Below are 10,599 nucleotides of genomic sequence, written 5' to 3'. Positions count from 1 at the left end.
GGGGGTGGTCGGTGTCGCGGTCCCCGGGACACCGGGGGGCGGGGCCGGTGGGGGCCGTCCGCCGGCCGGCCGGGGGGGCGCGGGGCCGGCCCGCCCCGCGACGTGCGACGGGTGCGACGCGCGACGAGGCGGGTCAGTAGCGGACGAGCGCCGGGATGGCCGGGGCGGCCGAGCCGGACAGGCCGAGCGTGGCGTCGTACGCCTTCTTCCAGTCGCCGTTCTTCTCGTGCGCCTCCAGAGCGTCGCTGACCGCGTTTCGGAACACCGCATCGTCCTTGTTCAGGCCGACGCCGTACTTCTCCTCGGTGAACGGGTCGCCGACCACCTTGAGCGCGCCCGGGTCCTTGGCCGCGTAGCCCTTGAGGATCGCGTCGTCGGTGGAGACCGCGTCGACCTGGTTGGAGAGCAGGTTCTCCACACACAGCGAGTAGGTGTCGAACACCCGGGTGGTGGTGTCGGGGAACTTGGTCTGCAGGTTCTGCAGCGGGGTGGAGCCCTTGGCGGAGCACACCGTCTTGCCCTTGATGGTGTCCTTGCCGGTGATCGCGCTCTCGTTCTTGCGCACCAGCAGGGACTGGCCGGCGATGTAGTACGGACCGGCGAAGGACACCTGCTCCTTGCGCTTGTCGGTGATGCTGTAGGTGCCGACGTAGTAGTCGATGTCACCGTTGACCAGCGCGTTCTCCCGGTTGGTCGACGCGATCGCCTTGAACTCGATCTTGTCCGGGCCGAAGCCGAGGTCGGCCGCGATCATCTTGGCGATCTCGATGTCGAAGCCGGAGTACTTGCCGGTGGCCGGGTCCTTGGAGCCGAGGAAGGGCTGGTCCTCCTTGGCGCCGACGATCAGCTTGCCGCGCTTCTTGGCGTTGTCGAAGGTCTTCGAACCGGTGAGTGCCGCGTCCGCCTTGGGCGTGTAGCTCGGCAGCTCGGGCTTGGCGGCACCGGGCGCACCGGGCGCGCCCTGCGAACCACCGGTGGTGCCGCCCGGCGTCTTGGCCTCCGGCGAACCGTCCTTGCCGCACGCGGTACCGAACAGGGCGAGCACGGCGATGCCGGCGACGGCCACGGATGAGCGCATCTTCATGGTCAACGTCCTTGAGTGAAAGAGGAGAGCGGCCTGACTACAGACGAACCGCGTGGTGCGAAGCGTGAGTTGCGCCCGAACCGGCTCAGTGATGCAGGATCTTGGAGAGGAAGTCCCGAGCACGGTCGCTGCGCGGGTTGCTGAAGAATTCGTCGGGCGTGTTCTCCTCGACGATGCGGCCGTCGGCCATGAAGATCACCCGGTTCGCGGCGGAGCGCGCGAAGCCCATCTCGTGGGTCACCACGACCATCGTCATGCCGTCGCGGGCCAGGTCGCGCATGACCTCCAGGACCTCGTTGATCATCTCCGGGTCGAGCGCCGAGGTGGGCTCGTCGAAGAGCATCACCTTGGGCTCCATGGCCAGCGCCCGGGCGATCGCCACGCGCTGCTGCTGACCACCGGAGAGTTGGGCCGGATACTTGTCCGCCTGGCTGCCCACGCCGACCCGGTCCAGCAGTTCGTGCGCCCTGCGGGTGACCACTTCGGCCTTCTCGCGGCGGACCTTGAGCGGGCCCAGCGTCACGTTCTGGAGCACGGTCTTGTGCGCGAACAGGTTGAACGACTGGAACACCATGCCGACGTCCGAGCGCAGGCGGGCGAGCTCGCGGCCCTCCTGGGGGAGCAGGTTCCCGTCGATGGTGATGCGGCCGCCGTCGATCGCCTCCAGCCGGTTGATCGTGCGGCACAGCGTCGACTTTCCCGATCCGGAGGGACCGATGACGACGACGACCTCGCCCTTGTGGATCGTCAGGTCGATGTCCTGCAACACGTGCAGGGCGCCGAAGTGCTTGTTGACGTTCTCCAACACGACGAGGGGCTCGCCGGGGTGCGCGTCCTTGCCGGCGTCGCGCTTGGTGAGCACCGGCGGCTTCGGTGCGATGTCAGAGGCATCCGTCGTCACGATGGCGGGCTCCGTCCAGAGTCGTCCCGTATCTTTTTGCGCGACCGGGTGGCAGGTGGGTTCGAGAGTCTCCCGGCGAGGCCGGGTGGTGCGTGACACTAAGGCAGGCAGCACCCCCCCAGTCAGTGCACTTGAGCTTGTCTTGAGGTCAAGAGTCGGTAACGGACCGTCAGATGTGAGGAACCACGTGCGCCTCCTGCTCGTCGAGGATGATCTGCGAGTCGCCGCGCCGCTACGCGCGGTTCTGGGCCGGCACGGTTTCACCGTGCGACACGCCACGACCGGCGAGGAAGCCCTCGCCGCGCTCGACGACGTGCCCGACGTGGTGCTCCTCGACCTGTCGCTGCCCGACCACGACGGCTTCGAGGTGTGCAGTCGGATTCGCCGGTTGTGCGACGTCCCGGTGATCATGGTCACCGCGCGCGCGGACATCCGCTCGCGCATACACGGGCTGAACCTGGGTGCCGACGACTACGTCACCAAGCCCTACGACATCGGCGAACTGCTGGCCCGCATACACGCGGTGAGCAGACGCACGCGCAGCGACGCACCGGTCGCGGAGAGTGTGCCGGCGGCCAAGGGGCCGAGCGGCATCGAGTTGGACCCGGCCACCCGGCGGGTCACCGTCGGCGGCGCCGACGTGGTGCTCACCCGCAAGGAGTTCGACCTGCTCGCCCTGCTGGCGCAGCGCCCGGGCGTGGTCTTCCGGCGCGAACAGATCATCAGCGAGGTCTGGCACACCAGCTGGGCGGGCAACAACCGCACCCTGGAGGTGCACGTCGCCTCGTTGCGCTCCAAGCTCGGCAATCCGGCGATCGTCGAGACGGTGCGCGGCGTGGGCTACCGTGTCGTTCCCGAGGCCTGATCCCACCGGCTTCCTGACGGATCGTCACCGGCTCCTGTGCGTACCCGCCTGCTCGCCTTGCTCCTCGCCCTGATGACCGCGGTGCTGATCGCGCTCGGCATCCCGTTGGCGATCTCCCGCGCGTCCGCACATCAGCAGGAGCTGATCCGGGACCGCGTGGACGATCTCACCCGCTTCGTTTCGGACACCCAGTTGACCGTGGTCTCGGACACGCTGCGCGCGCAGACCGACGCCGGGCAACCACCCGGTCCGGACGCCGCGGACCTGGACATGCTGCGCTCCGAACTGGAGCGCTACGAGGACGTCTACGGCATCCGGGTCGGCGCCTTCGACCGGCGCGGGCAGCCGATCGCCGTGTCGCATCCGGGATTTCGGGTCGACCCGCGCTCGCCGGCGTTCACCGAGGCGCTCGCCGGGCGGCGCAGCGACGACCCCGGGCAGGTCTGGCCCTGGCAGCGCGATCGCATCGTGGTGGCGGTCCCGGTGATCCACCGCGGCGATGTGGTCGCGGTCGTGCTGACCGACTCGCCGACCGGCCGGATGCGGTCGAAGATCCAACGGGTGTGGCTGATTCTGGTCGCCGGCGAGGTGGTCGCGGTGCTGGCCGCGCTGCTGCTGGCGACCCGGCTCACCGGCTGGGTGCTGCGTCCGGTCCGGGTGCTCGACTCGGTGACCCACGAGATCGCCACCGGCCGGCTCGGCGCACGCGTGGCCGGCGCCCAGGGGCCGCCGGAACTGCGGCGGCTGGCAAGGTCGTTCAACGAGATGGCGGATCACGTGGAGACCGTCGTGGACCAGCAGCGGGCGTTCGCCGCGGACGCCTCGCACCAACTGCGCAACCCGCTGTCCGCACTGCTGCTGCGGATCGAGGAACTGGGCCTGTCGCTGCCGCCGGGCCACGGCGAGACGCTGGACGGCGTGCGCGACGAGGGCCGGCGGCTCACCCACGTGCTGGACGAACTCCTGGAGCTGGCGCTGGCGGAGAATGCCCGCCCGTCCGCGCGGGCCGTGGACGTGGCGGCCCTGGTGCACGAACGGGTGGACGCCTGGCAGACGTTGGCCCGCAGCCGCGGTCGCCGGTTCGAGCAGGAGGGCCCGCTCGCGCTGACCGGCAACGTGGACCCGGTCACCCTGGGCAGCGCGCTCGACGCGATCCTGGACAACGCGCTCAAGTTCGCCCCCGAGGACACCACGATCACGGTGGGGTGCTCGGCGGTGGGCAGCCAGGTGGAGATCCGGGTCAGCGACCGCGGCCCGGGGCTCACCTTCGAGGAGATGCGCCGGGTGGGCGACCGGTTCTGGCGCAGCCCGCGGCATCAGAACGTGGACGGCTCGGGCCTGGGCCTGTCGATCGCCCGCACGCTGCTCGCCGCGAGCGGTGGCACGATCGATTTCGCCGCGCGCGAGGGCGGCGGGCTGACCGTCACGTTGACGGTGCCCAGGGCCGACTGAGCCGCGCGCGCGGACGCGGGACGGGTACGGCGGTCGCCGACACCCGCGCTATTCGGCCACCCGGCACTGCGGCGCGCGCGGCTGCGGCAGGCCCAGCGGGCGCAGCCGCACGTCGTAGGCGCGCTGCCAGTCGCCGTTGGCGATGTGCCGGTTCAGCGCCCTGCACACCGCGTCCGCGAGGGCGACGTCGCCCTTGCTCAGGCCCACGCCGTACGGCTCGTCCGAGAACGGCCGGCCCAGGATCCGCAACGTGCCCGGGTACTGGGCGACGAAGCCGGACAAGATCGCGTCGTCGGTGCTGACCCCGCGCACGTTCTTGGCCAACAACTCGTCCACGCACTCCGAGTACTTGCCGCGCTCCTGGACCTTCATGGTCGGGAACTCGGTGCGGATGCGGTTCGCCGACGTCGACTCGCGCACCACGCACACCGCGCTGTCGGCAAGGTCCTCGGGACCGTTGACGTCCGTCTCGTCCGCGCGGACCAGGAAGTCCTGGCCGGCGATGAAGTACGGCCCGGCGAAGGAGACCTTCTGCGACCGGGCGGCGTTGATGGTGTAGCTGGCCACGACCAGGTCCACCTGACCGCTGGTGATCCGGTACTCGCGGTTCTGCGTCTCCACGTCCATGAACGTGATCCGGTCCTTGAACCCGAGATCGTCCGCGATCATCCGCGCGACGTCGTCGTCGAAGCCCTGATACGCCTGTTCGCCGGTGCGTACGCTCCAGCCGGGCTGGTCCGGTTTGACCCCGATGATGATCCGGCCCCGGGACACCATCTCCCGGTAGGTCGGCGAGTTCTTGCGCAGGTTGGCGAGCGGGTCGGGGGCGTGGGTGCCGCCCTCGGCCCGGTTGTTCTCCACCGTGAGCCAGGACGCGCCCACCGCGACCAACAGGAACGCCAGGGCGGCGGGCAGCGCGATCCGGGTGCGTCGCCACCACCGGGCCCGGCCCGCGGGGCGGGTGGGCGGCTCGTCGGGCGGGCCCTCGCCCGCGTAGGTGGCCTCGACGTCCTCGTCCGGCTCGCGCCGGGGCAGCGGGTCGCCGCCCCAGGTCACCGGCACCGAGTCCTGCACCACCCGGGTGAGCAGCGCGTCGGTCTCCTTGGCGTCCAGCCGGCGGAGCGGATCCTTGCGCAACAGGCCCATGATCACCGGCTCCAGCGGACCCGCGTGCCGAGGCGGCGCGGGCGGCGCGTTCACCACCGCGTCCACGACCTCCACGGGGGAGGACCGACGAAACGGCGCGAGACCCTCGACCATCTCGTACAGCGTCGCGCCCAGCGACCACAGGTCGGAGGCCGGATCCAGCGCGCCCGGCCCGTCGGCGAGGGTGTGCTCGCTCGATCCGTTGTCGGTGAGCACGCCGGCCCGGCCGCGGGAGAACTGCTCCGCCCGCTCGGGGGCGAGATAGCCCGGGGTGCCGAGCAGTTCGCCGAACTGGGTCACCTGCGGCGCATCGGCGAAGGTGGCGATGCCGAAGTCGGTGAGCACCACCCGGCCGTCGGTGCCCAGGAGCACGTTCGCCGGTTTCACGTCACGGTGCAGCACACCCTTGGCATGCGCGGCGCGCAGCGCCCGCAGCACGTCCAGACCGATCCGGGCCGCCTCGGCATGGTCGAGTCGACCCTCCGCGCGGATCACGTCGGCCAGCGAGCGCGAGATCACCAATTCCATGACGATCCACGGCAAACCGTCCTCTTCGAAGACGTCGTGCACCGTCACCACGTTCTCGTGGCGGATGCGGGCCGCGGCGATCGCCTCGCGCTTGCTGCGCTCCAGCCAGGACCGCTGCGAGCCCGCGTCCAGGGACTTCGGCAGCAGCAACTCCTTGACCGCGACCTCGCGGCCGAGGGCGGTGTCCACGGCCAGCCAGACCTCGCCCATGCCGCCCCGGCCGAGACTGCGGCTGAGGCGGTAACGATTGTTCAGTATTCGGCCGATCTCCCCCTCGGACACCGCGGTCGCACCCTCCTCCCGAGCAAGCGGGCCTCCCTGACCATGTGTGCGGCCTTCCCCCCGGTCGGCTCACAGCGTCGGTTCGGGGACCGCGCACGGTCTGGCCTACAAGCTCAGAGCGTAGATGTCGGTCCCGAACACGATGACACGAACCCAGCATGTGCCATCGGAGCCGCTTCGCGCGACGCCCTTGGCATCACGATCTGTCCGATCAGGGTTTCACCGATCGGTACCACCGCTGGGCGCCCGTGTGCAGCGGCAGCGGATCGGTGAAGATCGCCGTCCTGGGATCGACCAACTGGGCCGCGTGCACCTCGCGTCCGATCGCCTCCCGGTTCTCCATCACCGTCTCGGTCACCCGCCTGATCAGCTCCGGATCCTGCGAGGCGCGGGTGACGAGCAGGTTCGGCACCGCGATGGTGGGCGTCTCGGTGCCGCCGGGATAGGCGTCCGCGGGCACCACCGCCTCGCGGTACACCGGCCCGTAGCGATCGCGCAGCTTCCCTGCCAGGTCGCCGAGTTGGACCAGGCGCAGCGACCAGTGCTCGGCCAGGTCGGAGACCGCGCCGGTGGGCAGCCCGCCGGACCAGAAGAACGCGTCCACCGTGCCGTCGCGCAGCCGCTGGGTGGCATCCCCGATGCCGATCCGGACCGGGGTGATGGCCCGCTCCATGTCACCCATGCCCACCTCGCTCAGCAGCCGGCGGGTGATCAGCTCCACACCCGACCCGGGCAGCCCCACCACCACCCGGCGCCCGCGCAGGTCGGTGATCTTCTGCACCGGCGAACCGACCGGCACCACCAGTTGCACGTAGTCGTCGTACAACCGGGCCACCGCGCGCAACCGGTCGCGATCGCCCGGCCCGACGTCGGCCACCGCGTCGGCGGTGGCGATGCCGAAGGTGTCGACGCCATCGATCACCCGACGCAGGTTCTCCACCGACCCGCCGCTGGAGTTCACCGTGACCTTGACGTCGAGGTCCGTGGACAACCGCGGCCGCAACAATTCGCCGTAGCGGTGGTACACCCCGGTCGGCACCCCGGTGGCCAACGAGACCGGCCCGCGCGGGGTGGTCCGGTCGTCCCGCGAGAACACCAGGTAGCCGCCGACCAGGCACAACAGCACGAGCGCGACCAGCCCGGCCCGGACCGCGCGGGGTCGGCGCGCCAGGGCGTCGCGCAGGGAAACGGGGAGGAACGACAAGGAGGGCACGGCGGCGATATTGCCATGGAGGTCGGCCACACACCCGGGCAAGCAAACCCCGTACCCTGTCGGGTGTTATGACTGCGCGAAGCTATGAGGTCCGCACCTACGGGTGCCAGATGAACGTCCACGACTCCGAGCGGCTGTCCGGTCTGCTGGAGGACGCGGGGTATGTCCGCGCGCCCAAGGGGGAGTCGGCCGACGTGGTCGTCTTCAACACGTGCGCCGTCCGGGAGAACGCGGACAACAAGCTGTACGGGAACCTGGGCCACCTCGCGCCCGCGAAGGCCGAACGCCCCGGCATGCAGATCGCGGTCGGCGGCTGCCTCGCGCAAAAGGACCGGGACACCATCGTGCGCAAGGCGCCGTGGGTGGACGTGGTCTTCGGCACGCACAACGTGGGCTCGCTGCCGGTGCTCCTGGAGCGGGCCCGGATCAAGCAGGAGGCCCAGGTCGAGATCCTGGAGTCGCTCGACGTCTTCCCCTCCACGCTGCCCACCCGGCGCGAGTCGGCCTACGCGGCGTGGGTGGCCATCTCGGTCGGCTGCAACAACACCTGCACGTTCTGCATCGTGCCCGCCCTGCGCGGCAAGGAGAAGGACCGCCGGCCCGGCGACGTGCTCGCCGAGATCGAGACGCTGGTCGCCGAGGGTGTGATCGAGGTCACCCTGCTCGGCCAGAACGTGAACGCGTACGGCTCGGACATGGGCGATCGCGAAGCGTTCTCCAAGCTGCTCCGCTCGTGCGGTCGGATCCAGGGCCTGGAGCGGGTGCGTTTCACCTCGCCGCACCCGCGCGACTTCACCGACGACGTGATCGCGGCGATGGCCGAGACGCCGAACGTGATGCATCAGCTGCACATGCCGCTCCAGTCCGGCTCGGACACGATGTTGCGCGCGATGCGCCGCTCCTACCGGCAGGACAAGTACCTCGGGATCATCGAGCGGGTCCGGGCGGCCATGCCGGACGCGGCGATCTCCACCGACATCATCGTCGGCTTCCCCGGGGAGACCGACGAGGACTTCGAGCAGACCCTGCACACGGTGCGCGAGGCCCGGTTCGCCGCCGCCTTCACGTTCCAGTACTCCAAGCGCCCGGGCACGCCGGCGGCCACGATGGACGGCCAGGTGCCCAAGGAGGTCGTGACCGAGCGTTACCAGCGGCTGCTCGCGCTCCAGGAGGAGATCTCCTGGGCGGAGAACCGCACCCAGGTCGGCCGCACCCTGGAGGTGCTGGTCGCCGAGGGCGAGGGGCGCAAGGACCACGACACCGCGCGGTTGTCCGGGCGAGCCCCGGACAACCGCCTCGTGCACTTCGAGCGCCCCGCCGACGGCGTGCGGCCCGGCGACATGGTCTCGGTCGAGATCACCTACGCGGCGCCGCACCACCTGCTCGCGGAGAAGCCGACCCTGGCGATCCGGCGCACCCCCGCGGGCGACGCGTGGGAGCGTCGCAACGCGGCCCCCGCGGCCAAGCCCGGCGTACTGCTGGGCATGCCGCAGATCGGCGCCCCCGCGACCCCGGCGGCGCCGACCGGGGTCGCCTGCTGCGACTGAGCGGCGCTCAGGTCACGTTCCACCCGAGCAGGACCGGCTGTTCGCGCTCGTAGCCGAGGGTGGACAGCCGGGCCGTCTCCAGCCGGAACAGTCGGCCGTCCTCGGGCGGCAGGCCCAGCCAGCGGGCGGTCAACACCCGGAGCAGGTGGCCGTGTGCGACGAGCACCGCGTCCTCGCCGCGCTCCAGCACCGGCCGCACCCGATCCAGCACCCGGTCCACCCGGCGACCCACGTCCGCGACCGACTCGCCCGGATGCGCGGCGTCACCGGGGATCACCCCGTCCCGCCACAGGGACCAGCCCGGGACGGTGCTGCGGATCTCGTCGGTGGTGATGCCCTCGTAGCCGCCGTAGTCCCACTCGACCAGGTCCGGTTCGAGCCGCCCGCCGGTGATCCCGGCCAGCTCCGCGGTGTGCCGGGCCCTGGTCAGCGGGCTGATCAGGGCGAGCCCGAACCCGCGCCCGGCCAACAGGTCCGCCACCGCCTTGGCCTGGGCCTCGCCGTCGGGCGTCAGCGGGATGTCGGTCAACCCCGTGTGCCGCCCGGACCTGCTCCATTCGGTCTCGCCATGTCGCACCAACATCAGTTCTCGCATGTGATCCATCCCATCACGCGCGTCGGGAGGCGTCGCGGCGGCCACTTAGTACTCTCCCTGAATGCTCGTAGCCGCCGCGGTAGTCCCGTGCCCCCCGATGATCGTGCCCGAGCTGGCCCGCGGGGCCGCAGCGGAGTTGCACGCGCTGCGCGCGGCGTGCGATCAGGCGCTGGCCGCGCTGGTCGAGACGGCCCCGGACCGGTTGGTCGTCCTGGGTGCGGGCGACGCGGACGCGACCCTGGAGGCCGGGGGAACCGGCTCGTTCGCGCCGTACGGGCTCGACCTGGAGGTCGCCCTCGGAGCGGGTGCCGCGCAGCCGCTGTCGCCCGCGCTGACCGTCGGCGCCTGGCTGCTCGGCCGCTCGCCGTGGGCCGCCGACCGGATCGCGGCGGGAACCGCGCCGAGCCCGGTGACCGGCGCGGTGATCGCCGCGGACGCCGACCCGGCGCGCTGTGCGGCCCGGGGCGCCGAACTGGTCGCGGGCCCCGATCGGGTCGCGCTCCTGGTGGTCGGCGACGGGTCCGCGTGCCGGACCGAGAAGGCCCCCGGCTACCTCGACGCACGCGCCGAACCGTACGACCGCGCACTGGGCGCGGCGCTCGCGGACGCCGACGCGGACGCGCTCTCGGCGTTGGACCCGGCACTCGCGGAGGAGTTGTGGGTGGCCGGCCGACCCGGCCTCCAGGTGCTGGCCGGCGCGGCGGGCCCGGGTCGGCACGGCCGGCTGCTGTACGCCGAGGCGCCCTATGGCGTCGGCTACTTCGTGGCGCTCTGGTCCTGACCGGCGGCGGGCCCACGACGGTCGGGCCCGAATCCGAGAGCCGGGGCCGGGGTAGCCCGGAACACGCAAGCCCCGGGCACGAGCGTCCCCTCGCATACGCACGAAGCGGGGGGGGGGGGGGGGGGGGGGGGGGGGGGGGGCGCGCGGCCGGGGGGGGGGGGGGGGGGGCGCGGGGGCGCGGCAGGGGCCGCGGGGAGGCCGCCGG

The 10,599-nt window shown here is 71.6% G+C and carries 9 protein-coding genes; 4 read left to right on the top strand and 5 right to left on the bottom strand.

Annotated features, from left to right (window positions below):
- Positions 1-133: 133 nt before the first annotated feature.
- Together ACIBM5_RS38470 and ACIBM5_RS38465 are read right to left on the bottom strand one after the other, a co-directional pair.
- Positions 134-1,084: a glutamate ABC transporter substrate-binding protein gene (locus tag ACIBM5_RS38470; RefSeq protein WP_391581610.1), complete on the bottom strand. Its 951-nt coding sequence runs from the start codon at positions 1,082-1,084 to the stop codon at positions 134-136.
- Positions 1,085-1,169: 85 nt separating this feature from the next.
- The gene (locus ACIBM5_RS38465; RefSeq protein ID WP_391581789.1) at positions 1,170-1,946 is read right to left on the bottom strand and encodes an amino acid ABC transporter ATP-binding protein; all 777 of its coding nucleotides are present in this window, start codon (positions 1,944-1,946) and stop codon (positions 1,170-1,172) included.
- 226 nt (positions 1,947-2,172) lie between these two features.
- On the opposite strand from ACIBM5_RS38465, the gene ACIBM5_RS38460 reads away from it, so the two are divergent.
- On the top strand, positions 2,173-2,850 hold the full coding sequence (locus ACIBM5_RS38460) for a response regulator transcription factor (protein WP_391581611.1): 678 nt from the start codon (positions 2,173-2,175) through the stop codon (positions 2,848-2,850).
- 36 nt (positions 2,851-2,886) lie between these two features.
- Positions 2,887-4,302, top strand: coding sequence for an ATP-binding protein (locus tag ACIBM5_RS38455; RefSeq protein WP_396011372.1), 1,416 nt, complete (start codon positions 2,887-2,889; stop codon positions 4,300-4,302).
- Between the two features lie 48 nt (positions 4,303-4,350).
- On the opposite strand, the gene ACIBM5_RS38450 is transcribed toward ACIBM5_RS38455, so the two are convergent.
- Together ACIBM5_RS38450 and ACIBM5_RS38445 are read right to left on the bottom strand one after the other, a co-directional pair.
- Positions 4,351-6,258: a bifunctional serine/threonine-protein kinase/glutamate ABC transporter substrate-binding protein gene (locus ACIBM5_RS38450; RefSeq protein ID WP_396011371.1), complete on the bottom strand. Its 1,908-nt coding sequence runs from the start codon at positions 6,256-6,258 to the stop codon at positions 4,351-4,353.
- Positions 6,259-6,469: 211 nt separating this feature from the next.
- Positions 6,470-7,471 (bottom strand): TAXI family TRAP transporter solute-binding subunit, encoded by a 1,002-nt coding sequence (locus ACIBM5_RS38445; protein ID WP_396011370.1) that lies wholly within the window; start codon positions 7,469-7,471, stop codon positions 6,470-6,472.
- A gap of 68 nt (positions 7,472-7,539) precedes the next feature.
- Here ACIBM5_RS38445 and miaB point away from each other — a divergent pair, with 68 nt between their 5' ends.
- Positions 7,540-9,018, top strand: coding sequence for a tRNA (N6-isopentenyl adenosine(37)-C2)-methylthiotransferase MiaB (miaB, locus tag ACIBM5_RS38440; protein ID WP_396011369.1), 1,479 nt, complete (start codon positions 7,540-7,542; stop codon positions 9,016-9,018).
- Positions 9,019-9,025: 7 nt separating this feature from the next.
- Here the strand turns inward: miaB and ACIBM5_RS38435 are convergent, their stop codons facing one another.
- Positions 9,026-9,613, bottom strand: a complete 588-nt coding sequence (locus tag ACIBM5_RS38435; protein WP_396011368.1) for a histidine phosphatase family protein — start codon at positions 9,611-9,613, stop codon at positions 9,026-9,028.
- Positions 9,614-9,674: 61 nt separating this feature from the next.
- Between ACIBM5_RS38435 and ACIBM5_RS38430 the strand changes: the two genes are divergently transcribed.
- Complete coding sequence (locus ACIBM5_RS38430; RefSeq protein WP_396011367.1) at positions 9,675-10,394, top strand: hypothetical protein; 720 nt, start codon at positions 9,675-9,677, stop codon at positions 10,392-10,394.
- Positions 10,395-10,599: the final 205 nt, after the last annotated feature.

It is taken from the genome of Embleya sp. NPDC050493, from assembly GCF_044458105.1.
Classification (GTDB): domain Bacteria; phylum Actinomycetota; class Actinomycetes; order Streptomycetales; family Streptomycetaceae; genus Embleya.
This window is presented reverse-complemented; position numbering and strand designations above follow the sequence as displayed.

Excerpts from the sequence above, each read along its gene's own strand:
- ACIBM5_RS38430 (WP_396011367.1), top strand. The coding sequence starts at position 9,675 with ATGCTCGTAGCCGCCGCGGTAGTCCCGTGCCCCCCGATGATCGTGCCC.
- miaB (WP_396011369.1), top strand. The coding sequence starts at position 7,540 with ATGACTGCGCGAAGCTATGAGGTCCGCACCTACGGGTGCCAGATGAAC.
- ACIBM5_RS38470 (WP_391581610.1), bottom strand. The coding sequence starts at position 1,084 with ATGAAGATGCGCTCATCCGTGGCCGTCGCCGGCATCGCCGTGCTCGCC.
- ACIBM5_RS38435 (WP_396011368.1), bottom strand. The coding sequence starts at position 9,613 with ATGCGAGAACTGATGTTGGTGCGACATGGCGAGACCGAATGGAGCAGG.